The following is a 22,943-nucleotide window of genomic DNA, read 5'->3' on the forward strand; positions in this document are numbered from 1 at the left end:
GAACCTAGGGGTGTTGTTTAAAGTGTTATTCATTTTTATCATGTCTTTAAACAAGCCCCTATACTAATGTATGCACGGCTTGTATAAACATGTCTCCTCTTTCCTCGAATGTTCGATACTGATCCCAGCTAGCGCATGCTGGTGACAAAAGAATGATATCTTTTTCTTCCGATATATTATATGCTTCTTGTACAGCAGTCTGTACATTATCCGTTAAACAAATGGATGAAATCCCTGCCTCTTCCCCTAACATTTTAATTTTTTCAGCCGTCTCGCCAAATAATACCATTGCTTTCACGCGATTTAAGTATGGTAATAACTCAGAAAATTCATTGCCTCTATCTAAACCGCCAGCTAACAAAATAACTGGTTTTTCAAAAGCAGATAACGCCTTCTGAGTAGCTAAAATGTTTGTTGCTTTTGAATCATTATAAAACATCCGTTCTTTGTGCTTACCTACAAATTGAAGTCGGTGCTTTACACCAGTAAAAATAGATAAGACATTTTGTATCCCTTCATTCGTTGCACCACTTAATTTTGCAGCAGCAATCGATGCTAGGATATTTTCATAATTATGTTCTCCTAATAAAGCGATATCCAATCGGTCAATTATTTTTTCATTTTGAAAATACAAGGAATTCTCATCCATCCATGCCCCATCTGCTACCTTTTCTTTAACGGAAAATGGAATTTTTATTGCGTAAGACGCTTTTACAGCTTCTATGATACTTTCATCATTCGCATTGTACACCAAGTAATCATCACTTGTTTGATTTTTAAAGATATTAAACTTCGCTTGTTTATAATTTTCAAGTGTCTTATGATAATCTAAATGTGCTTCGAATATATTCAATAGCACAGCAATATTTGGTTTAAAGTTTTGAATTCCCATTAATTGAAATGAAGATAGTTCTAGCACGAGGTTATCTGTTTCGTTTATGGTTTGAGCTACCTCAGTGGCAACAATTCCTATGTTTCCAGCAACTTTTACAGGCTGCTTGCTTTGTGTTAGCATCTCTGCTGTTAAGGTTGTTGTTGTCGTTTTTCCATTTGAACCAGTGATTCCAATAATATTGGCATCCGTTAATTGGGCAGCAATTTCTATTTCAGTAATCACTGGAATTCCACGTTGGACTGCTCCATCAACAATAATATTCTCATAAGATATTCCTGGGTTCTTGACAAGAATGTCTATGCCGTCAAGCACATCAATAGGATGGGAGCCAATAACTACCTCTGCGCCCATCTCTTCCAATCGAATAACTTCTGGATCATTTTTCGTTGCCTTTTTATCATTTATTCGTACTGTTTTCCCATTCTTCAATAAAGCTTCTGCAGCAGCTGTACCACTTTTGGCTAACCCCAAAACTAATACATGTTGATAGGGAAAGTTTTTAAGTTTCCTCAATTTAAGCCCACCTCAATATAAATACCTAAAGCTGCAAAAATGAGACCAACTAGCCAAAAAGTAGTAACTACACGCCATTCTGACCATCCTAATAATTCATAATGATGATGAAGTGGGCTCATTTTAAACACCCTTTTTCCTGTTGTTTTAAAAGAAATTACTTGAATAATTACTGATAATGTCTCTATGACGAAAACACCGCCAATAATAACTAATAATATCTCTAATTTGGTTAAAATTGCAATGGCTGCAATTGCCCCACCTAGTGCCAGTGAACCAGTATCTCCCATGAAGACTTTCGCAGGGTGTGCATTAAAGACTAAGAAACCTAATAATGCACCGACTACAGCTAATGAAAAAATGGTAACTTCATTTTGAGGGAAACCGTACCATGCTAATATACCAAAAGCTCCAAATGCAATTGCGGCAGTTCCTGCGAGCAATCCATCTAAACCATCGGTTAGGTTAACAGCATTTGATGCACCAACAAGCATGAAAATGATTAATAAAGCATACCCCCAGCCTAATTCTAATTGAACAGAAGTTCCAGGTATAGAAATATAAGTAGGAAAGCCCTGGTCTCTTAAAATGAAATAAACAATGAGTGCAATAATTAATTGGCCCAGCATTTTTTGTTTTGAAGTAAGGCCAAGGTTGCGCTTCATTGCAACCTTTATAAAATCATCTAAAAACCCTAAAAGGCCGTAGCCGATTAATACCAGAAGTAATACCCACAGCTCATAGCCAATACCATCCGGACTAGTTTTAGCAGCCATTATAATTGAAGTAATGATAACACTAAACACTATCATTAGGCCGCCCATCGTTGGAGTCCCAGTCTTTTTCATATGAGATTGTGGTCCTTCTTCCCTAATGCTTTGTCCAAACTTTAATCGTCGTAAAAATGGAATAAAAATTGGAGAGAAAAGGACGGTAATTAGAAACGCTATTGCTATAGTTATTAATAAAACGGAAATATTCATTATTTCTCCTCCTTGTTCAAAACCGTCCAACTAATATTCAATTAATTGATTGATAATTGCTTCTAACCTTAACCCTCTTGAAGCTTTAAATAATATTACCGTGTTTTGATTTAAATATGGGTTCAAATCTGTCACTAATGCATCCTGACTAGTATAATGCATTGCCAAAATTTCATCTGTCATCTGCTTTGCTTTCAGTGCTTCTGTAATATATTTCGCATCGTTACCAAATGTGAATACTTTCGTAATTGGTTTAGTAATCTCCTCAGCGATGGAACGATGATAGCTTTCAGATTGTTCACCTAACTCTAATACATCCCCAAGTACAAGAATCTTTTCCTGAAAGTGAGCTAACTGCTTTACAACTCGAATGGCTGCTTTCATTGATGTGGGTGATGCATTATAGGCATCATTAATTAGTGTAGCTTCATTTCTACCTGTAATCCACTCAAAACGCATAGCCGTTTTTTCCATGTTAGAAAAAGCAGTTTGTATTTCCTCTTTCTCTATATGAAGAAGTTCACCCAATAGTATTGCAAAAGCAGCATTCTTGGCATGATGTTCTCCTAAAAAAGGAATCGTGTATGGTTCGTCATTTAATTTAAAGATCGTTTGCTGATGCTTTAATTGTACAGACGATATTCGCTTTTGGTTATTTTTATGAAAACCACATGTTTGAACATTCCGCTTGTGATGAACATGTTGTAATAATGCTTCATCACCATCAACAATTAGCTGACCTTCCTCCGCAAGTCCACTGGTAATCTCGAGTTTTGCTTTAGCTATTCCTTCGCGAGAACCAAGAAACTCAATATGTGATTCACCAATATTTGTAATGACCGCATAATCCGGATTTGCTATCTCAGAAAGTGTTTGTATTTCTCCAAAATTATTCATTCCCATTTCTAATACTAACACTTCCGTATTTGTAGGCATCGTTAAAATAGTCAACGGCAGTCCAATATGGTTGTTTAGATTACCATCTGTAAAATGTGTACGATATTTCCTATTCATAACTGCAGCTACAATATCTTTTGTTGATGTTTTACCATTAGAACCAGTTATTCCAATCACAGTTGGGTTAACCTCATGTCGGTAGTGAAATGCAATTTGTTGGAGCGCATTTATGGTGTTATCCACCTTAAATACAGGAAAGGTACTTGGTATATTCGCTGGAAGCTTCTTCGTTGTATCCCATAGAATGGCGGTTGCTCCATTGTCAATTGCTTGTTCTGCAAAGTCATGACCATCAAAGTTCTCTCCAATAATTGGTATAAATAACCCATTCTGCTTCTCTAGTCTGCTATCTGTGTACACATGGTCGATAGATCGGTTCTTTAACTGTCCAGTGAATTCTTGTAAAAAACTAGCTAGCCATTCTAACGTAAACATCATCATTTCTCCTTAATTTGAATCGCTTCTTTAGCGACCTCGCGATCGTCAAAATCATATTTCGTATTTCCAACTTGCTGATATGTTTCATGGCCTTTACCAGCAATAAGAATTACATCACCGGCTTTTGCCTGCGATACTGCAACATGGATCGCCTCTTTCCTATCAACAATAACTTGGTAATTTTCATCTTGATGCAGACCGTTTGTCATGTCATCTAAAATTGCCTGTGGATTTTCTGTACGTGGATTATCGGATGTAAAGATTGCTTGATCTGCATATTTCAAAGCAATTTCTGCCATGATAGGACGCTTCGATCGATCACGATCTCCTCCACAACCAACAATCACAAATACATTATTCTCAGCAAATTCTTTAACAGTTTGCAGAACATTATCCAACGAATCTGGAGTATGTGCATAATCGACGATGACTGCAAATGATTGACCTGCATCTACTGGCTCAAACCTACCATCTACACCAGATATCTTCGCTAACGCGGCTTGGATAACGGACAACGGAACATTCGAACAAACTGCAGCTGCACTAGCAGCTAGCATATTATAGACATTAAACATTCCAATTAATTTACTCTGAATCATTATTTCACCAATAGGTGTCTGTAATTGAAAAGTTGTTCCACCTGAACCAAGGGTAATATTATTTGCCATGACTTGTGAAGCATGCTTCACTCCATAGGTGATAACATGTTGGGCAGTACTGCTTTTAAGAAGCGTACTAGCATCATCGTCCTGATTAATTACAGCATACTTTTGATTTTCTTCGCTATAGGTATTTCCTAATTGAGCAAATAACAGACTCTTTGCTCGTAAATAATCATCCAAATCCTTATGAAAATCTAGATGGTCCTGCGATAAGTTCGTAAAAATTGCAATGTCATAATCACAACCATAGACACGGCCTTGGACTAACGCATGGGAAGACACTTCCATCATTACTTGGTTTACACCTTTATCAAGCATTTTTTTAAAAGATTGCTGTAGTAGTAACGCATCAGGAGTTGTATTTGTAACCGGATATGTTTCACTACCTATTTTCATTTGAATGGTTCCAATAACTGCTGTCTTTCTTTTAAATTCATTAAAAATCTTTTCTAATATATAAGTAACTGTCGTTTTCCCATTCGTACCAGTAATACCAATTAATGGAAGTTTCGTGGAAGGATTGTGGTAAAATTTCACTGCTATCATAGATAAGGCACGTTGTGTATCAGGTACAACAATGGTTGGTACCTCCGCCTCTACAGGTCTTTCAGCAATAATCGCTTGTGCTCCATTTTGTACTGCTTGCACTATAAAGTCATGCCCATCCACGGTATAACCATTAATACATACAAATAAATTGCCTGGTTTTACAGCACGTGAATCCATGACAATATTCGAAATTTCAATTTGATCCAGTCTTGCATTCGTTTCATAAAAAGGTAATGCGCTTATTAATTCTGCTAAATTCATTCGTAACATCCCATTCTAAAATAATATCCCACATATGTATTCTCATAGATAACAATTTTTAAGAGGGTGGTATCACCCTCTTATTGATTTCTGCTTATCTATTATAGCAAATTTCCACTTGTTTAACGATTATTTTCCGATAAATATATCCTGATTTTTGAGCCCTGTTCCACTTTTGTACCAGGACTCGGTTCTTGATCCACAATATAATCGCCTTGACCACTTGTTTGAATAGATAAGTTCGTCATGTATTCGGATAACTCTTTCTTTTCTAGCCCCATTAAATCTGGTACTTCGACCTTAGGTTGTTCTGGCCATTGATACTCTTTATCCAACCCTCCAGTTCGAGGTTCAACTCCCATAGCTGGTAAACTATCTCCAATAATGTTTCCTACAATTGGTGCTGCGACAGTACCACCGAATTGCACGGTATTTTTCGGATTATCTACTGCAACATATACCACAATTTCCGGGTCATCTGCTGGTGCGAATCCGATAAATGATACAATATAATTATTTTCCATGTATCTTCCATCCGGTCCAACTTTCTGGGCGGTTCCCGTTTTTCCGCCTACTCGGTAACCATCAACATAAGCCGGACGACCTGTTCCTTTTGCGACAACACTCTCTAAGGCATTTCGAATTTCTTTTGAAGTAGATTCTGAGATCACACGCTCCTTGAGTGTTGGTTCTATTTTTTCAGTAACTTGATTAGTTTTTGAGTTAACCCACTCTTTTGCTATATAAGGCTCATATAGATAGCCTCCATTTACAGCAGCCGCTACAGCCATAACTTGCTGAATCGGTGTTACAGATACCCCTTGGCCAAATGCTGTTGTAGCTAATTCTACTGGACCCACATTTTCTGGTTTGAATAGTATCCCATTACCTTCGCCCTGCAAATCAATTCCGGTTTTTTGGCCGAACCCAAAATTATGAATATAAGAGAATAGCTTTTCTGTACCTAACATTTGTCCTAGACTTACAAAGCCAGGGTTACATGAATTTTGTACTACTTCTAAGTAGCTTTGATGTCCATGCCCACCGCTTTTCCAGCAATGTAGTTCGGCACCACCAACAGAAATATCCCCATCATCATGAAAATGGTCGTTTTCTAAATCTACTACATCCTCTTCCAGAGCAGCCGCTAGCGTAATAATTTTAAATGTGGAACCTGGTTCATATGTGCTCCAAATTGGTAAATTTCGATCAAAGATATCGGAATCTACTTCTTGATAATTTTCTGGATAAAAATTGGGTCTTGTTGTCATCCCTAATACACCACCTGTTTTAGGGTTAACAGCAATTGCTAACGCGCCATCTGGATTATACTTAGATACAGCCAAGTCTAATTCACGTTCCATAATTGTTTGGACCTTCGTATTAATTGTTGTTTTTAAGTCTAATCCATCTTCTGGCGGGGAATAGTCGTCTGCTAATCGATCTAATCTTCTCCCTTTAGCATCGGAATAAAACGAAAGGCTGCCTTTCTCTCCACTTAATTTTTCATCATAATATAGCTCCAGGCCCATTAATCCTTGATTGTCGATCCCGGCAAAACCCAATACATGAGAAAGATCGTCTCCGTATGGATAATGTCGCTTCGAATCTTTTGCTAAGTAAACACCACTCATATCTAGTGTACGTATAGCTTTTTCTTGTTTTTCATTAATCTTTCGTCCCTCTGGATGGATGTTGACACTCGAAGCATCCCTAGTGACATACGCATATGCTTTATCATAAGATATGTCTAGAATAGACGCTAAGTTTTCAGCAGTTTGTTTTGGATTCACAATTTGTCTTGGTACGACGACTACAGAAGGAGCTGTAACATTTTCTGCAAGTACTTCACCATTCCTATCTAAGATATTTCCTCTTTCCGGCTCAAATTCGATATCTCTTGTCCATAGTTCAGTAGCCTGTCCCATTAATTTATCACCTATCATAAATTGGACATAGCCCAAGCGAATATCAATAACCGTAAAAATTAATACGCCAATAAGAAAAACAGCGACTATCCTTTTCTTCGTCGTTACAGCGGATACACGTTTCATAGTACATCTCCTTTTCGTAGACATGCTTGTATCCACTATATGAACAAAGAAACTGGATTAGAACACTGTTTCTCTACTGGTTTTAACTTTCATTATTTTCTTCTTCTGCTTCTTCCTCACTTTGTTGTTCTTGATTAGGGAGCTCTAACTCAATTCCTAAATAATCACCTTTTTTGACTGCTTTTCCTGATTCTATATTCTGTGTTACAACATAACCATTACCAAATGTCTCTGTTTTTAATTCCAATAGATTAGCTAGTTGTAAAGCATCTCTTAATGACCAGCCAATAATTTTAGGCATCTTTGGATTTTCTGTTACCAAAATAATATGATCATTTGGTAATACACTATCCCCTTCCGTTACATTACTTGCAGTAATTTCCCCTTTACCAGCTACTGTTACTTGTAATCCCTTCTCAGATAATTCTTTTTCAATATCTTTTGCATTCTTTCCAATAAGGGAAGGAATTTCAACTCTATTCACACCTTCCGTCTTCTCTTTATCCGGATTTATATTTAAGTAATGCAAACCATTTTCCATTACATTTTTAAATATAAAGGATACGGGTTCGGAACCTGTTGGTATCGTACCGTCTTCTTTTGGCTCAAGCTTTGGTTGTTTCACAGATACATACATCATTAACTGTGGATCATCTATTGGTGCCATACCTAGGAATGAAAAGATATGATTTTCATTGCCTGTTAGATAACCACCCTCTGGATTTGGAATTTGCGCAGTACCTGTTTTACCTCCGACAGTATAATCATCTAGTTTATACATTTTTCCGGTACCTTTTTCACCATTTACTACAGATTCTAGGAGTTTTAACACTTGTTCAGAAGTATCTTTTGAAATAGGTTGACCTACCACATTTGGTGATTTCTCTTTTAATATTTCTCCAGAGTTAGAATCAACTATTTTATCTATCACATAGGGTTGTAACATTTTACCATCATTTGCAATAGCTGTCGCTGCCTTCATTTGTTGAATCGGTGTTAATGTTGTACCTTGCCCAAAAGCGGTTGTCAGCTTTTCAGCAGGCCATTTATATAATATCTCGCCAGCCGTTTCATTCGGTAAATCAATATCGGTTTTTTGATCCAGTTGAAATGCCTTTAGATATTCTAAGTACTTATCTGGACCGATCTTTTCCCATGCTAATTTAGAAGCAGCGACGTTAGACGACCGTTGAAAACCTTCATCATACGTGATCGTCCCCCATCCTTCACCACCATTATGATCATGTACTGGCTTTATTTGTTCATTCGGTTGATAACTTCCGGATTTAAACGTGTCATTCCCATTATAGACACCTTCTTCAATTGCCGCCGCCCAAGTAAACATCTTAACGGTTGAACCTGGTTCAAACGGTGTAGAGACAACATCATTATACCAATTTTCTACATCCTCAGGATTATTTGGATTGTAACTAGGACGGTTACTCATAGCTACAACTTCTCCAGTCTTCGGGTCCATAACTACAGCTGAAATTCTTTCTGGATTATATTCTTCATCCACTTGTGTTAAGGTATCCTCTAACAACATCTGTATTTTTTGATCAATTGTTAAGTAAACATCATCTCCATCCTCTGGTTCTGTAACCACTTCTTCAGGATGAAGTAGCTTTGTATTATAATTGTCACGTTGGTAAGAAATACGACCATCTTTTCCACTTAACAAGGCATTCATCTGGTTTTCCATACCGGCAATTCCTTTGATTTCCTGTGTTGTGCCACCATTCTCATTTTCTTGCTCAAGTTCCCTAGCAAAACCAATGATTTGTGAAGCAAACATCCCATTTGGATAAAATCGCACTGCTTCTTCCTCAAAATTAATTCCTGGCAGGTCTAAGGCAGCAATTTCATCTTTCTTTTGTTGTGAAAGTTCTCTCGCATTCGTACCGAATTCCACTTGGAACCTATCTTCTTCAATTCCTGTCTTTAAACGCTTAAGAATATCACTTTCTTCCATATCTAATAGAGGAGCCAGCATTTCCGCAGTTTTCTCCGGATCTTTAACATGCTTTGGCTCCTCTAAATCTTCGGAATAAGCTTCATCAACAATGGCGTATAAACGATATGTTGGCCGATCATACGCCAAAGTCATTCCATTACTATCATATATTTTTCCACGTTCAGCAGGTAATGTATAAGAAGCTGTTCGTTTTTTATCTGCCCATTCCTCCAATGAAACATCATTAATTTCTCCGGTTGCTTGTATATAAAGAAAACGCCCTGTCAACGTCAAGAATATACCAACAAAAAAGATAATTAGAATCCCTGCCATGAAGTGAGTAGTTTTATTTTTCCTCATAACATGTTCTCCTTGAGTAATTAGTTATTTAGTTGTTCATCTCGTGTGCTTGTTTTACTTTAGCATCTTGGATTTTCAACCCATTTTCTTTTGCGATTTTTGTTATACGTTCAGGACGGCTTAATTCTTTTTTTTCAAAGCTTAACTGTTCATTGACTGATTTTTGTGTGTTTACTTGAGTTTCTAATTGCTGCATTTCACGATTTACCGTGTCCGTTGACGAAGAAAAAGAAACCATGTATATACCTGCTATAATAATACAGACTGCTACAATGGAATATATTAATTTTTCTCCTTTCGTTATCCACCCCTGTCTATGAACCCTTACAGTTGTAGATTGTTCTTGGCTTGGCGTTTGCTGCGGTTTTGTCGGTTCCCAAGTTCTTGCATGATTTGCACTCATTATTTTCTCCACCCTTCCTCATACGTAAATTGTTCGTTCCAGTCCGTCACTTTTTCAATGATACGCAGCTTTGCAGACCGTGATCTACGATTCTCTTCTAACTCCTCATCGTTTGCAACAATTGGTTTTCTTGTAATTAGACGAAATGGTGCTTGATTTTCTTTAGGCAAAATAGGCAAATTCCTTGGTGTCTCTTTCGGAGTACTCCATTTCTTAAAGGCTTGTTTGCATAGCCTGTCCTCCAAAGAATGAAAGGTTATTACCGTAATTCTTCCTCCAACAGCAATCGATCGTGCTGCTTGATGAAGAGCTTCATTAAAAACACCTAGTTCATCATTAACAGCAATTCGTATCGCCTGAAAGATGCGCTTCGCAGGATGTCCGCCTTTTCGTCTTGCTGGCGCAGGTATACTTTCTTTAATAATTTCTACTAACTCATGTGTTGTCTGAATTGGTTTGTTTTTACGGAATGCTTCAATTTTCCTGGCGATTTGCTTTGAAAACTTTTCTTCTCCATAACGAAAGAAAATTTTTACTAAGTCGTTATATTCCCAATGGTTTACGATTTGATATGCATCTAAGTCTTTTGTTTGATCCATTCGCATATCAAGCTTCGCATCATGTTGATAGCTAAAACCTCTCTCTCCTCTATCCAATTGAGGAGAAGATACGCCTAAATCAAATAAAATACCGTCAATATGTTTAATTTGTTGTTTAGTCAATGCTTCTTCAAGTTGGCTAAAATTGGAATGAATAAATAAAATGCGATCTTGGTAAGCAGCTAATCGATGTTTTGCCGCCTCTAAAGCTTCTAGGTCTTGATCAAAAGCAATCAATAACCCATTCTCACCTAATTGTGATGCGATTGCTTCAGAATGACCGCCTCCACCAACCGTACAGTCAATATATATACCGTTCGGTTGAATATTCAGCCCTTTAATCGTCTCTTCTTTTAAGACACTATAATGTTCAAACATGTCATACACCCATTTCTACCCTTGCCGCTTTTGATTGCATTTGTTATCCATAATCGGTAATCTGAGTTGAAATGAAAATTCATCACTTAAATGTCAAAGTCCATGAGGTTTTCAGCAATTTCTGTGAAAGATTCCTCTGAGTCAGAAAAATACGTTTCCCAATTTTCATTGGACCAAATTTCAATTCGATTTGATACTCCAATCACGACACATTCCTTTTCTAAAGCAGCATAGTTTCGTAAAGTTTGTGGAATGTTTATCCTTCCCTGTTTGTCTATTTCACATTCAATAGCCCCAGAGAAGAAAAACCGTGTAAAAGCTCTTGCATCTTTTTTTGTAAGTGGGAGTTTTTTTAACTTTTCTTCCAATAATTTCCATTCTTCCATTGGATAAGCAAACAGACATTTATCCAGTCCACGAGTCACAACAAAGTTTTCTCCAAGCTCTTCACGGAACTTAGAAGGGACAATGATTCTACCTTTAGTATCAATGTTATGTTGGTATTCACCCATGAACATATAGTCCGCCCCACCTTCGTACAATCTATATTACCACATTGCCCCACTATTCACCACTAGTTTTTTAAATTTATTTATTTCTGCCATAAAATTAACCATTAAGCACTAATTTAAAACAAACAAAAAAGCCGTTATACCAAGGTATAACGGCTTTAATTTATAAAATAAAATGAAAGTGGGGGATTATCCCTATTATTACAAATAAATAGCATAGTGTTCATTCTCAAGTGGGAAAGAGTGATCAGTAATTTCTTTTATAATTTCTAAACCATAACGATTTAGCCAAGGTAGTGGATTCCATATTCGTTCTTGCAACCCATCTTCTGGTTGTAGTGTACAGTGTAGGGAATTAAATGCTGCTAACTCTTCTGAATGCTCTTCTTCTAACGCTTTTATCAACCGATCTTCTAAAAAGTTTATCGTATCTTTCAAGTAATATAAGTTTTTATCAGCTAAATCACCTAAATCATTACCCATGCCTTTAGCCAATTCTTTTAACGGTACATGTGCTTCTTCAACAGCTTTTTTAACTTGCTGCGCTACTTTGTCAACGGCAGGTTGATTCTTTTCTTCAAACCACTGCTTTTTCTCATCCATTGTCCCATAGTTGATTGCATAGTGGGCAGAAATATGATATTCCTTTAATAACTTTTCCACTTGCCGCTCAATAATAGTAAAGGAAAGACGTGGTAATACTGGTGGCATATTTATTTCCAGTGCATGAAAAGCTGGTTTTAAAGCAGACCAATAACTTATCTCACCCGGACCACCAATGAAAGCTAGAGTGGGGAAGACTAACTCTTGCATTACTGGCCTTGTTACTACATTATTACTTAAACTCTCTGGATTTTCTTTGGCAACTGAGATTATTTCCTCTGTCGATAATAGCACTTCATTTTGTTTTCCCTGCCACTGTCCATCTGCTGTTCGTCGGAGTAGGATTCGTTCATTATCTTTATGAAAGAATAGATGCGCATCTGATTTTTCAACTTCTAACGATACTGAATAACCATATTGATCTAAATCCATTAACGCATTGCATACCCCTTCACTAATTTTGAGTTGATTTTCGATTAATTGAATAAAATACTCGCTTTCTAGTTTACGCACGAGATGGTTTCCTGAGTCGATCAATACTAATCCATGATCAGGAAATAGTTGATAAATTAACGTTGCAAAGAAATCTACATAGGTATTAGACTGAGACAAACACTGTTTAATTCGTTCATGCAAACCCTTCGTATGATCTGTTTCTGATAATTGAACAAACAAGGAGTCGAGCCATTCTTCCATTTTGTTGTGATCGATTGCCTTTTCAGACAACGATCGTTTTTCCCAATTTTGATCATGCAACTTGAATTTTTTCATCTGTTGTTCATGTGGTAAAAATACATGGTTTACTTCTTCAAAATCGTGGTCCTCTCCAGCAATCCAAAAAACAGGAATCACCGGAACTTGCAATTTTTCTTCCTGTTCTTTCGCAAGTTGGATAATCGATATCACTTTATTAATGGTATACATTGGACCAGTTAATAATCCAGCTTGCTGTCCACCAATAACCACAACACTATCTTCTCTTTCAAGTCGATCGATATTATGATATGTAGATGACGGAGCACCCCACTGCTTATTAATCGTACGTAGTACTTGGCTTAGCGCTTCTCGCTTAAAACATCGTTCTTTGAGATCTTGATACCTCTGATAAAACTTATTTGGTATTGGATAGTCAAAAAAAGCGGTGATTTGCCCCGCATTATCTCGATAATCTTTTACTAGTTTGTTTTGTTTTTCCAAAACGATAGGGTCGACCTGCATAGATCCCATGCTCCTTCTATATGTAATGTCCTTCATGTATTGTACATAAAAAAAACGAAAATTTCATGTCATCTGTTTATAAGCAAATGCTAACTGACTATCTTTTGAATAACACCAATCAAAATAAGTCCAATATATAGAAATGCAAACAATAAAAAAGAAAATCGCCACATAATTTTCAAAGCTTTTCTCAGTATGATTTCTGTTTGTATTTTCCATTGCGAAAACATAATAGCACCTAGTATGATTAGCAATAATACAATGACGATACCAACCATTTGCACTCCGAAGATCATTTTTGTTAAAACAATCACGGAAATAATGTATAACCATGTTGTCCAATTTACTGCATGATGGAAGGCTTTCAGTCGGTAATTGCTTGCCATATAAGCAATCACATAAATAATAAATGTAATTACGATTGGAGCTGTAATAAAAAATGCGAAAATATAGATAAGACCATTCCCCATTCTAATCCCTCCACAAAAATGCCATTATTGGTCTTTTATCATTCTTTTATTTCATCTGTCCTCTTTTTATATTATAATAAATATATAGAAAAGCAAAAATAATTTCACAAAACCATACACCACAGATACGAGGGGGAGTTATTATGCAAGCTGTGAAAGTGGAAAAACTCATGATCAATTATAAAACACTTGAAAAGTTTAAACATTTTAAGGAGTATGGAAATCAAGAATTATCGATGCTTGAAGATCTTGAAAACAATATGATCGAGAATCAAAACGATTCACCATTTTACGGAATTTATATTGGTGACAGTCTAATTGCCCGCATGAGTCTTTATAAAATAAACAAAAAATACGATTTTTACTTTGAGCCAGCCCAAGATTATTTAACTCTGTGGAAATTAGAAGTCTTACCTGAATATCAAGGGGAAGGCTACGGTAAAGTACTTGTCGATTTTGCCAAAGGATACAATATACCAATTAAAACAAATCCACGCATTAATTCTCATGGTTTTTGGGAAAAAATGGGCTTCCAAAAAGCTCACTACGAAATGGAAAGGGATTTAGGGGAAAATCCGTTAATTTGGCTACCTGAAGGTGTTAAAGAACAAGAACACACTAATTAAATATGGCGTCCATATACAACTAAAGACATGAATGTGTGAATGCATTCATGTCTTTTTTTAACAGGCAAGGTTTTGTTTTAAAAGAAAATCATCCCTCTTAACAGTATAGACACTAATTGCCTATTTAAAGTGATGTGTTTAAATACGAGAGATTGTCTTCTTTACACTGATTTAGTAAATGGATGTATAAACGTGAAGAAAAGTTCTATAAATAATTCCACATTCTATTTTCACTTCAACTTTTGAAAATCCTTTTCTGGTTCTACCCAGTTCCAAAGTTTCCCCATTTCTTCCCAGGCATTTTCATAACGAGCCAATACTTCCTTTAATTGGGCATTTTCTTTTTCTAATTGTTCTGTCTTCTCTTGATGTGCTTTTAGATGATTTTCATTCGTAATTCCAAAGTTGGACTTCATGCGTTCCAATAACAAAATAGCTGTCTCTATTGTTTCTCTTTCATGATCATGCGGTTCAGAAAAACTCCAAATATCTTTTCGATTTCCTTGTTTTCTTTCTTCTTTCGCTGTTTGTATAGCATCCTGATATTGCTTGCGAATAGAAGCATTCCATCGAAACCCACAAGCAGCAGCAGTTCTTGATAGCTTATTAGCTACTTCTTTAAAGGCCTCTAATTGTGTCTTCCCGTCTCTTATATAGCGTAAGACTGTATCAGCAAGTAAAATATCTTCATCCTTTGTCCAGGCATCTTGTCGCGTTGCATTCATATCATCCCTCCTTATACATTTGCTATCAATGTATGCGAAAACTAGGAGTGATAGAATGTATTTTTAACAGTTTTTTCATTTTTAAATAATTTCGTGCCGTTTTCATGCCCATTCTTCGTCAATACAAGTAGCAACTATTAGTTTTTCCCTACAGCAAATAGACAAACTATATTTTAACAAAAATAAAAACAGATCACTTACTGTGACCTGTTTACTCGTAATTTTAAATTATTCCAAATTACTTACTTACTACTTCTTTCCCGTCATATTGTCCGCATGATTTACATACATGATGTGGTTTTGTCAATTCCCCACAATTTGAACATTCTACCATGCCAGGTACGTGTAATTTTTTATGAGTACGACGTTGATTTTTTACTTTTTTAGAAGTTCTTCTTTTAGGTACTGCCATGACTTACACCTCCTTCATAGAAGATAAGAAAACCGAGCGTTATTACTTTTCCGTCTCGTCATCTTTCAGTAATGATTCCAATTTTTTAAAACGCTTATCTATCGTCTTTTCGTTCTTTTCTTGCGAAATAAATTCCCAGCCTTCCCCTTCGGAAGGAGGATTCTGCTGGTTATTTGTTTCATTAGAAAATACTCGATACGGAACCTCTAATAGAACATTTTCCTTTATATGCGGGGCTAAGTCAAGCACTTCCCCCTCAACTGGATGAATTTCATCTTCCGCCTCTTCTTTTGTAATAAAGGATGATGTCGTAAAGACTTCATCAGCTTGTATATCAAACGGATATGGTACATCTACTAATGTCCGTGCACAAGGGAGAATCATTTCTCCTGTAATATGAAAGGAAAAGATAATTTTATCTCCTTGGAAAAAACACTGTCCATAGACGTCCACAGGTTTAATCTGACGAATATCATTATTCATTTTTTCCAGTTCAGAAACATCTACTTTTTCATTAAAAGTGAATGGTTCATTGTAAGCACTTTTTTTCAACTGAGCCAATGCAAATTTCATTTTAATCACCTCAAGGCAACAAGAGTAATTTTAAAAGAAAACACGTCTTTTGTCAACATATTTTCTTTACAGATTTTAACCTTATCAATACTTCATTCTATCTTTAAAAAGTCTTCCCTTAATTCTTTACAATAGTCATCCTACACCTTGATAATGCGAATGTCTAAACTTTCTGCTACAATAAAACACATACTTACAGGGAGATGGTGAAATGAAAGCATGTGGAGTAATAGTTGAATATAACCCGTTCCATAATGGTCATGTATATCATGTGGAGCAAGCAAAAAAAGCATCACAGGCAGACTGTATAATTGCAGTCATGAGCGGTCCGTTTTTACAACGCGGCGAACCGGCTATTATTGATAAGTTTTCTCGAACAAAGGCGGCACTTAGCAATGGGGTTGACATTGTTGTAGAACTCCCTTATCCATTTGCGGTGCAAAGTAGTGATTTATTTGCCAAAGGGTCTATATTAACACTAAAAGAACTTGGAATTACAAGTTTATGCTTTGGCAGTGAATCTGGAGATACTTCCCATTTTATTCGAAGTTATCACCTTTTTAAAGAAAAACGAAATCAATACCAACAAACACTAAAGCGTCATTTAGCAGATGGAGCGTCATTTCCAGAAGCGAGCAGCTTAGCCTATCAGCAGACCAACATCTCCACTGAAGAAATGGATTTGACGAAACCCAATAATATCCTAGGGTTCAGTTATGTTAAGACAATATTAGATTATAATTTGTCAATTACACCTCTAACCATCAAGCGAAGCCAAAGTGGCTATCATGATCAATCCATAACAGGTACGATCGCTAGTGCAACAAGTATTCGAAAAACACTTTCAAATAAAAATAGACTGACAACATCAATTACGAATGCGATACCTGACGCTACCAAATTGCAAATAGAGGAATATAAAAGCAAGGCATCGTTATGGCATTCTTGGGATCATTATTTCTCTTATATTCATTACCGTGTGTTGACATTATCCTTGCAAGAGCTTTCCCTGATTCAAGGAGTTGATGAGGGGCTCGAACATCGCCTTAAAAAAACAGCCAGAAATGTATGCTCCTTTAACGAATGGATGGAGAAGTTAAAAACCAAGCGTTATACTTGGACAAGATTACAGCGCATGTTTGTACATATTCTTACCAATACCAAAAAGAAGGAAATTGATATTTTATCCACTCCATCAAAGTTGCCTTATGTACGCATTCTTGGCTTTAACAGAACAGGTCAAGCCTATATCCATCAACAAAAGAAACAGATGGAAGTTCCAATTATTCAAAAAATCGGCCGTCATATGCATCCGATGCTAGAAATCGAAGAACGCGCAAGTAATGCTTATTATAGCATTCTACCACCAACAAATAAAATTACCTTGCGTAGACAGGAAATAAATCCACCAATACAAACGAAATAACAGGCCCCCTAGAGAAGGAGGGCCTGTTATTATTTAATTTAAATCCTGTAAATATTGCAATGCATCGTCAAATGTTTTTATTGGAACGATTTTCATATCGGTATCAATTTCTTCTGCTTTCTTACGAGCTACTTGATAATTTGATTCTTCACCAGCTTCTTCATTTGGAGCAAAAAAGACATCTGCGCCTTCTTTATCGGCAGCTACTACCTTTTTATCAATTCCTCCAATTCGATGTACATTCCCATCATAGTCAATTTCGCCAGTACCGGCAATTTCATATCCATGCGTCAAATCCGCTTCTGTTAATTGATCATAAATTTCTAAAGAAAACATTAAGCCAGCACTTGGTCCTCCGATATTACCGCTAGAAAAATGAACCTCTGGATTCACTGATACAGCACGGTCGGTTACCAATTGAATTCCGATCCCTGGTTTATTTCCTAAATCGGCTAATTTTTTCAGGACGATTTCTTCTGTCATTTGTTTATCATCTCTAACAAATTCAACGGTAATGGTATCATTTGCTTTCTTTCCTTCAACATATTCTATTAAATCATCTGCTTCATTTATTTCTTTACCATCAATACCATTAATCCTGTCACCCATTGCAAGCTTGCCTTCAGCCGGCATTCCTTCCACTACAGAAACAACATAAACTCCATTATAATCAATGGTAATATCTTTTTCTGCTGCTTCGTAAGCAACAACGGTCGAAGCCTCTTGGGAATTTTCCATCATTTGTAATTGTACATGCATATATTCATCATCCGTAACCCCTTCTGGGAATACATCTTCTATTGGAACTACCTGATGATGTGGTAGTACCTTTGCTAATATGTATTGCGTAATCGTAGCTTGTCCACCACTGACTGTCACGAGATGCATGTCTCCCTTACTGTCATAACCTTGTTCAACTTCGACAATTGGGTTTAGAGCATCTGCTCCGCCCGGTTTATAAATATAATACGGGAGCTGATAAACTGCCAAAAAATAGACAGCGACGATTACCAGTAGCAAGCTAGCTAAATTTTTTTTTGTCATTTCTTACCCTCCACTACCACCATTAACATCCCTGTTTAAAAAGTGTATGGCATAAAATTAATATGTATGTGCGTATATTTAAATAGACTTGTACATTTATTAAAGAAAGCCCTAACAACGATATTCCAATTCTACTACTATCATCCGAATAAGTACAGAGTAAGGCTAATGATTTAGGAGGCGCAACATTGACACAAATACTAAAAACCATTTTATTTTCTAGTATTACTGCATTTATTGCATTTTCCTTAATAAAATTTCCAGATCAAGCACTGGAAGCAAGCATTCGTGGCTTAAATATCTGGTGGGAAGTTGTTTTCCCTTCGTTATTGCCTTTTTTCATAACCGCAGAACTTTTAATCAGTTTTGGTGTTGTGAAGTTTATTGGTGTGTTATTTGAACCAATCATGCGCCCGCTGTTTAACCTACCAGGAGTTGGAAGTTTTGGCTGGATGATGGGGATGGCCAGCGGTTATCCGACTGGGGCTAAAATTGCTAGTCGGTTAAGAGAAGAACAACAGTTATCTCAAATCGAGGCAGAAAGGCTTGTATCCTTTACAAATGCTTCTAGTCCTTTGTTTATTTTTGCAGCCATTTCCGTCGGTTTTTTTCATGATACAAAACTCGGAATTTTATTAGCTGCCTGTCATTATATCAGTAATGCAATCGTTGGGATATGCATGCGATTTTATGGTAGAAAGCAAGACAAGCTTAGTAAAAAACATAAAGGAAAAGTGTCGCTAACTGCCGCTTTTCACGAAATGCATCAAACCAGGTTAGGCGATAAACGCCCACTGGGCGAGATCTTAGGCGATTCAGTGATTAATTCGGTTAAAACACTAGTAACCGTAGGAGGATTCATTGTTTTATTTTCAGTTTTAACGAAACTGTTCTTTTTAGTAGGACTATCTTCTATTATCGGCATCTTCTTTGAACAGCTTTTACAGCTATTTTCAATGTCCCCTGACTTTGCTTTACCATTACTTTCCGGGCTATTTGAAATTACAATTGGAGCACAAAGCATTTCCCATGTTAATGATACATTACTCATACAAGCTATCCTTGTTAGCTTTATTTTAGGGTTTAATGGTTTTAGTGTCCAAGCACAGGTTGCTAGTGTGTTAGCAAAAACGGATATACGATTTGCTCCCTACTTCTTTGCTCGTATTCTTCATGGTGTTATTGCAAGCATTCTAACAATTATTCTTTACAAACCATTGTATTTAGATAAGCAAGCTTTTGATACAAATGATATCCCAGTATCGATAAGCACAAGTGATAGTTTATGGGTTACAATTTTGAATCAATTAGCAGAAATAGGACCTATGGTAACTATTCTATCTCTATGCGCAGCGCTAATTATTGCCTATAGAAAAAGAACAGACATTAGATGAAGTACACAAAATGTCTGTTCGACTCTTTTACTTTAAAGCTGTTTAAATTTCCTTTCTAGTGCTGCTTCTACTGCATCAGGTACTAGATCACTTACATTACCACGATATTTGGCGATCTCCTTCACAATACTCGAACTTAGAAACGAATACTGGTTATTGGTCATCATAAAAAAGGTTTCAATATCTTTATTTAACTTTCGGTTCATCGATGTTATTTGCATTTCATATTCAAAATCACTTACAGCCCGAAGCCCCCGAATAACTGCTTGGGCGTTTTTCGATTTGGCATAATCCATCAATAAACCATTAGAAGAATCAATCGTAACATTTGGTAAATCAGTAGTACACTTTTCCAATAAATCAATTCGTTCTTCTACCGTAAATAAAGGTGATTTCGATTGATTATTAAATACAGCTACAATCACATGGTCAAATATCTTTGCGCCTCGTTGAATGATATCCAAGTGTCCATAAGTCACCGGGTCAAAACTCCCAGGACATATTGCCAGTCTGGTCAAGATAAGTGCTCCCTTCTAATTCTTTTTATAAATCGTGATTCCTATCGTTCCACCATAATTCGACTGTTTAACAATCTCTAAGTGTTGCTCTCTCAAATCTGTTGGTAGCTTTTCGGATAGATCATGCTCACAATAGATCCTAGCTTCTGGTTTCAATAGATCGAGCTTGATAAGTTCATGTAGTAGGTTTTCATAATGAACTTTTTTATAGGGAGGATCAAGCAAAACCAAATCAAATTGTAGATTACGTTTAGCAGCAGCTTGCATCGCACGATATGCGTCCGCTCTAAATACTTCCACTCTCTCTTCGAGTCCAAATTGTTTAATATTCTCATAAATCGTATGTATCGCTTTTGGCTGTTTATCTACAAATACTGCCTTGTCCATTCCCCGACTCAAAGCTTCTATTCCTAGCCCTCCACTACCTGCAAAAAGATCTAAAACTATCCCACCTTGAAAAAATGGGCCAATCACTTGGAAAACAGCCTCTTTTACTTTATCAGTAGTTGGTCTGGTCATCTTTCCGGGGACAGACTTTAGTTGTCTCCCCTTATGCTCTCCTGCAATTATGCGCATAACTCCACCTCAATTAACTACTATTCGACATTTATCCTACCACAAAAGTTAAGAAACTAAAATAAGAATTATTCTTCAGAAAAATATTATTTGAAAGCGTATAAATTTCTTTTCAACGTACATACTAGGTTAATGTAACAGCTAATATATTAGCTTAGCTGTTTCAAACACGGAGAAGACTTACTCTTCCCCATAAGTTCTTCTTCCGGTTTCTCCTCTCCCTTTGCCTTTTTGTTTTCTAACAGGAAAACAAAGGGACCTGTAGATAATTTATTTCTGCAGGTTTTTTCTTTTTTTAAGTAAAATTCATGTACACGATAAAAGCTGCGAGTGATATCGCAGCTTTTATCGATTAAATGCCCATCTTATAATCATATTGTTTAGCCTTGTCTGGTTTCGCATTTTCAAAATCTATTCTTATAAAAGGCTTATACGAACGATCGACTTTCGAAACAAAAGAAAGCTTTAATAGTTTAGCTTCTATCGCTTCTATCTGATCCTGATCAATATACAAGACAGCATACTTCATTTTCTTTGAACTATATAGGTAATGACCATAACGTTTAATTTGTTTCAGATTCTTCATATGTTGAAACCAAACGATAATTCCTTGACGTTTTGTCCGCATATCATTTATCCTCACTAACAACAATTAAGATTTTAACTTAAGAGGCACATCCACAGCCTCCACCGCTTCCACAGCCACAACCACTATCAGTCAATGCTGCGCCGTCTTTAGGTGCTTTAATTTGTTCGCTGACACTATGTGCAACATAATTACTGATTTCATCCAATAATTGCTGCAGATTACGTTCAGCTATTTTGAAAGAAGCTACTTTATCATTCATATCCATTTCTCTTTTCGCTTTGCGTACTTCTTTCATAATTGAATTGTAATCCGGATGATACCTGCCAAATCTCTGTACATCTTCATAATGAGTCTTTATATCACTAAACGCTTGAATTAGCTCTTGTGCTTTAGGGTCCTGATTAAGTTCTTTTTGGGATTGATTATAGGCTTCCATAACGTCTGAATCCAATACCATTCTTCCTAATTCCTCAGAACGATCTAGAATATCTACATACTCCATTGTCGCTATCATCCTATACACCTCCACTTTCATCTTATCATCTTTTGTTAGATCTGGAAATAACTAATCTTTCATCGCACCAGCGAACTGCATAAGCATTCCAATCATTTGCACTTGGTTATTCACCTTTTCAACTTGTTGGGGAAATGTCTTTCCATAATACCGTTTTGCTTCTTTTTTCATCTCAGGTATTAGACTTGGATCTCTGGATAAATAACGATACCATACAGGATTTAGTCGAACAAACTGTTTTAATTCCGGGTTACGCTGTAAATATTCATAACACATTCGATCCATTATTTATCTCCTTAATCACGGAACCAGCCCATGCGTTCATTAATTGGGGGTTGTTTGTTTTCTTTTGTCTTCTGAAATTGCCCTATCAATTCTTGAATTGTTCCTAATGACGAGCTGAATTGATCCATTTGTTTTTGAAATTTATCCAAATCCATGGACTCCGTCATTTTCACTAACTGACTAAACAGTTCCGAGTTTTTATCTTTTTTACTTTCTTTCTTTTCTTCTTTGTTGTCTTCACTATCGCTTTTAAATGATTCCCAATATGGGTCGTCCTCTCCTAATAACACCCATTTTTCATACATTTCTTGCCACGGCCTGCCATTTTTTCTAATATGCTTAATCAGCTTGGGATGTTGATTAATAAACTGTTTAAATTCACTAACTGAAGGATGCAAGTTCGTATCATTCATCCTCATCACCTCTTTTATATGGTCATCTGTACTATTCAT

The 22,943-nt window shown here is 36.4% G+C and carries 24 protein-coding genes; 3 read left to right on the forward strand and 21 right to left on the reverse strand.

All coding sequences use genetic code 11. The annotated features are described in order from the left end of the window. Positions 1-58 precede the first annotated feature (58 nt). The 11 genes from murD to M948_RS37520 form a co-directional block, all read right to left on the reverse strand. Complete coding sequence (gene murD / locus M948_RS37470; protein ID WP_021291670.1) at positions 59-1,408, reverse strand: UDP-N-acetylmuramoyl-L-alanine--D-glutamate ligase; 1,350 nt, start codon at positions 1,406-1,408, stop codon at positions 59-61. Next, entirely contained in the window at positions 1,405-2,391 is a 987-nt protein-coding gene (mraY, locus tag M948_RS37475) for a phospho-N-acetylmuramoyl-pentapeptide-transferase (RefSeq protein WP_021291671.1), read from the reverse strand. Before mraY ends, murD begins: the two co-directional genes overlap by 4 nt. A gap of 30 nt (positions 2,392-2,421) precedes the next feature. Then, positions 2,422-3,783, reverse strand: coding sequence for a UDP-N-acetylmuramoyl-tripeptide--D-alanyl-D-alanine ligase (gene murF / locus M948_RS37480; protein ID WP_021291672.1), 1,362 nt, complete (start codon positions 3,781-3,783; stop codon positions 2,422-2,424). A gap of 2 nt (positions 3,784-3,785) precedes the next feature. Further along, positions 3,786-5,258: a UDP-N-acetylmuramoyl-L-alanyl-D-glutamate--2,6-diaminopimelate ligase gene (locus M948_RS37485; protein WP_021291673.1), complete on the reverse strand. Its 1,473-nt coding sequence runs from the start codon at positions 5,256-5,258 to the stop codon at positions 3,786-3,788. Positions 5,259-5,380: 122 nt separating this feature from the next. Beyond that, positions 5,381-7,312 (reverse strand): stage V sporulation protein D, encoded by a 1,932-nt coding sequence (locus tag M948_RS37490; protein WP_021291674.1) that lies wholly within the window; start codon positions 7,310-7,312, stop codon positions 5,381-5,383. An 82-nt stretch (positions 7,313-7,394) separates the two neighbouring features. Next, positions 7,395-9,626 (reverse strand): penicillin-binding protein, encoded by a 2,232-nt coding sequence (locus M948_RS37495; RefSeq protein WP_021291675.1) that lies wholly within the window; start codon positions 9,624-9,626, stop codon positions 7,395-7,397. Between the two features lie 28 nt (positions 9,627-9,654). Beyond that, entirely contained in the window at positions 9,655-10,029 is a 375-nt protein-coding gene (gene ftsL / locus M948_RS37500; RefSeq protein ID WP_021291676.1) for a cell division protein FtsL, read from the reverse strand. After that, positions 10,029-11,006: a 16S rRNA (cytosine(1402)-N(4))-methyltransferase RsmH gene (gene rsmH, locus M948_RS37505; RefSeq protein ID WP_021291677.1), complete on the reverse strand. Its 978-nt coding sequence runs from the start codon at positions 11,004-11,006 to the stop codon at positions 10,029-10,031. The genes ftsL and rsmH overlap by 1 nt, the downstream gene beginning before the upstream one ends. A gap of 86 nt (positions 11,007-11,092) precedes the next feature. After that, positions 11,093-11,524 (reverse strand): division/cell wall cluster transcriptional repressor MraZ, encoded by a 432-nt coding sequence (mraZ, locus tag M948_RS37510; protein WP_021291678.1) that lies wholly within the window; start codon positions 11,522-11,524, stop codon positions 11,093-11,095. A gap of 195 nt (positions 11,525-11,719) precedes the next feature. Then, on the reverse strand, positions 11,720-13,348 hold the full coding sequence (gene bshC, locus M948_RS37515) for a bacillithiol biosynthesis cysteine-adding enzyme BshC (RefSeq protein WP_231378690.1): 1,629 nt from the start codon (positions 13,346-13,348) through the stop codon (positions 11,720-11,722). 80 nt (positions 13,349-13,428) lie between these two features. Then, entirely contained in the window at positions 13,429-13,809 is a 381-nt protein-coding gene (locus M948_RS37520; protein WP_021291680.1) for a DUF3397 domain-containing protein, read from the reverse strand. Positions 13,810-13,952: 143 nt separating this feature from the next. Between M948_RS37520 and M948_RS37525 the strand changes: the two genes are divergently transcribed. Further along, positions 13,953-14,435 (forward strand): N-acetyltransferase, encoded by a 483-nt coding sequence (locus M948_RS37525; protein ID WP_021291681.1) that lies wholly within the window; start codon positions 13,953-13,955, stop codon positions 14,433-14,435. A 230-nt stretch (positions 14,436-14,665) separates the two neighbouring features. Here M948_RS37525 and M948_RS37530 read toward each other — a convergent pair whose 3' ends face one another. The 3 genes from M948_RS37530 to M948_RS37540 all read right to left on the reverse strand — a co-directional run bounded on the left by M948_RS37530 (position 14,666) and on the right by M948_RS37540 (position 16,145). Beyond that, the gene (locus M948_RS37530) at positions 14,666-15,160 is read right to left on the reverse strand and encodes an RsfA family transcriptional regulator (RefSeq protein WP_021291682.1); all 495 of its coding nucleotides are present in this window, start codon (positions 15,158-15,160) and stop codon (positions 14,666-14,668) included. Between the two features lie 238 nt (positions 15,161-15,398). Continuing rightward, on the reverse strand, positions 15,399-15,572 hold the full coding sequence (gene rpmF / locus M948_RS37535) for a 50S ribosomal protein L32 (RefSeq protein WP_021291683.1): 174 nt from the start codon (positions 15,570-15,572) through the stop codon (positions 15,399-15,401). Between the two features lie 42 nt (positions 15,573-15,614). After that, entirely contained in the window at positions 15,615-16,145 is a 531-nt protein-coding gene (locus M948_RS37540) for a YceD family protein (RefSeq protein ID WP_021291684.1), read from the reverse strand. A 211-nt stretch (positions 16,146-16,356) separates the two neighbouring features. Here M948_RS37540 and M948_RS37545 point away from each other — a divergent pair, with 211 nt between their 5' ends. After that, positions 16,357-17,571 carry a nucleotidyltransferase gene (locus M948_RS37545; protein ID WP_021291685.1) on the forward strand — a complete coding sequence of 405 codons (1,215 nt, stop codon included), beginning with the start codon at positions 16,357-16,359 and terminating at the stop codon, positions 17,569-17,571. A gap of 33 nt (positions 17,572-17,604) precedes the next feature. On the opposite strand, the gene M948_RS37550 is transcribed toward M948_RS37545, so the two are convergent. Further along, complete coding sequence (locus M948_RS37550) at positions 17,605-18,615, reverse strand: SepM family pheromone-processing serine protease (RefSeq protein ID WP_021291686.1); 1,011 nt, start codon at positions 18,613-18,615, stop codon at positions 17,605-17,607. A gap of 188 nt (positions 18,616-18,803) precedes the next feature. On the opposite strand from M948_RS37550, the gene ylbJ reads away from it, so the two are divergent. Next, positions 18,804-20,009, forward strand: a complete 1,206-nt coding sequence (gene ylbJ, locus M948_RS37555; protein WP_021291687.1) for a sporulation integral membrane protein YlbJ — start codon at positions 18,804-18,806, stop codon at positions 20,007-20,009. Positions 20,010-20,041: 32 nt separating this feature from the next. Here the strand turns inward: ylbJ and coaD are convergent, their stop codons facing one another. The 6 genes from coaD to ylbD form a co-directional block, all read right to left on the reverse strand. Next, on the reverse strand, positions 20,042-20,527 hold the full coding sequence (gene coaD / locus M948_RS37560; protein WP_031335607.1) for a pantetheine-phosphate adenylyltransferase: 486 nt from the start codon (positions 20,525-20,527) through the stop codon (positions 20,042-20,044). Positions 20,528-20,542: 15 nt separating this feature from the next. After that, the gene (gene rsmD, locus M948_RS37565; protein WP_021291689.1) at positions 20,543-21,103 is read right to left on the reverse strand and encodes a 16S rRNA (guanine(966)-N(2))-methyltransferase RsmD; all 561 of its coding nucleotides are present in this window, start codon (positions 21,101-21,103) and stop codon (positions 20,543-20,545) included. 352 nt (positions 21,104-21,455) lie between these two features. After that, on the reverse strand, positions 21,456-21,731 hold the full coding sequence (locus M948_RS37570) for a YlbG family protein (RefSeq protein ID WP_021291690.1): 276 nt from the start codon (positions 21,729-21,731) through the stop codon (positions 21,456-21,458). Positions 21,732-21,768: 37 nt separating this feature from the next. Then, entirely contained in the window at positions 21,769-22,206 is a 438-nt protein-coding gene (locus tag M948_RS37575; RefSeq protein ID WP_021291691.1) for a YlbF family regulator, read from the reverse strand. Positions 22,207-22,257: 51 nt separating this feature from the next. Beyond that, positions 22,258-22,491, reverse strand: coding sequence for a YlbE-like family protein (locus M948_RS37580; RefSeq protein ID WP_021291692.1), 234 nt, complete (start codon positions 22,489-22,491; stop codon positions 22,258-22,260). 11 nt (positions 22,492-22,502) lie between these two features. Continuing rightward, complete coding sequence (gene ylbD / locus M948_RS37585; RefSeq protein ID WP_021291693.1) at positions 22,503-22,904, reverse strand: spore coat protein YlbD; 402 nt, start codon at positions 22,902-22,904, stop codon at positions 22,503-22,505. Positions 22,905-22,943: the final 39 nt, after the last annotated feature.

This window comes from Virgibacillus sp. CM-4, from assembly GCF_000445495.1.
In the GTDB taxonomy this organism is placed as follows: Bacteria; Bacillota; Bacilli; order Bacillales; family Amphibacillaceae; genus Virgibacillus; species Virgibacillus salexigens.

Excerpts from the sequence above, each read along its gene's own strand:
- M948_RS37570 (WP_021291690.1), bottom strand. The coding sequence starts at position 21,731 with ATGCGGACAAAACGTCAAGGAATTATCGTTTGGTTTCAACATATGAAG.
- bshC (WP_231378690.1), bottom strand. The coding sequence starts at position 13,348 with ATGGGATCTATGCAGGTCGACCCTATCGTTTTGGAAAAACAAAACAAA.
- ftsL (WP_021291676.1), bottom strand. The coding sequence starts at position 10,029 with ATGAGTGCAAATCATGCAAGAACTTGGGAACCGACAAAACCGCAGCAA.
- M948_RS37580 (WP_021291692.1), bottom strand. The coding sequence starts at position 22,491 with ATGGATCGAATGTGTTATGAATATTTACAGCGTAACCCGGAATTAAAA.
- M948_RS37545 (WP_021291685.1), top strand. The coding sequence starts at position 16,357 with ATGAAAGCATGTGGAGTAATAGTTGAATATAACCCGTTCCATAATGGT.
- M948_RS37495 (WP_021291675.1), bottom strand. The coding sequence starts at position 9,626 with ATGAGGAAAAATAAAACTACTCACTTCATGGCAGGGATTCTAATTATC.
- M948_RS37490 (WP_021291674.1), bottom strand. The coding sequence starts at position 7,312 with ATGAAACGTGTATCCGCTGTAACGACGAAGAAAAGGATAGTCGCTGTT.
- M948_RS37520 (WP_021291680.1), bottom strand. The coding sequence starts at position 13,809 with ATGGGGAATGGTCTTATCTATATTTTCGCATTTTTTATTACAGCTCCA.
- mraY (WP_021291671.1), bottom strand. The coding sequence starts at position 2,391 with ATGAATATTTCCGTTTTATTAATAACTATAGCAATAGCGTTTCTAATT.
- rsmD (WP_021291689.1), bottom strand. The coding sequence starts at position 21,103 with ATGCGCATAATTGCAGGAGAGCATAAGGGGAGACAACTAAAGTCTGTC.
- M948_RS37530 (WP_021291682.1), bottom strand. The coding sequence starts at position 15,160 with ATGAATGCAACGCGACAAGATGCCTGGACAAAGGATGAAGATATTTTA.
- murF (WP_021291672.1), bottom strand. The coding sequence starts at position 3,783 with ATGTTTACGTTAGAATGGCTAGCTAGTTTTTTACAAGAATTCACTGGA.
- ylbD (WP_021291693.1), bottom strand. The coding sequence starts at position 22,904 with ATGAATGATACGAACTTGCATCCTTCAGTTAGTGAATTTAAACAGTTT.
- mraZ (WP_021291678.1), bottom strand. The coding sequence starts at position 11,524 with ATGTTCATGGGTGAATACCAACATAACATTGATACTAAAGGTAGAATC.
- rsmH (WP_021291677.1), bottom strand. The coding sequence starts at position 11,006 with ATGTTTGAACATTATAGTGTCTTAAAAGAAGAGACGATTAAAGGGCTG.
- M948_RS37540 (WP_021291684.1), bottom strand. The coding sequence starts at position 16,145 with ATGAAATTTGCATTGGCTCAGTTGAAAAAAAGTGCTTACAATGAACCA.
- M948_RS37575 (WP_021291691.1), bottom strand. The coding sequence starts at position 22,206 with ATGATAGCGACAATGGAGTATGTAGATATTCTAGATCGTTCTGAGGAA.
- M948_RS37485 (WP_021291673.1), bottom strand. The coding sequence starts at position 5,258 with ATGAATTTAGCAGAATTAATAAGCGCATTACCTTTTTATGAAACGAAT.
- M948_RS37550 (WP_021291686.1), bottom strand. The coding sequence starts at position 18,615 with ATGACAAAAAAAAATTTAGCTAGCTTGCTACTGGTAATCGTCGCTGTC.
- rpmF (WP_021291683.1), bottom strand. The coding sequence starts at position 15,572 with ATGGCAGTACCTAAAAGAAGAACTTCTAAAAAAGTAAAAAATCAACGT.
- M948_RS37525 (WP_021291681.1), top strand. The coding sequence starts at position 13,953 with ATGCAAGCTGTGAAAGTGGAAAAACTCATGATCAATTATAAAACACTT.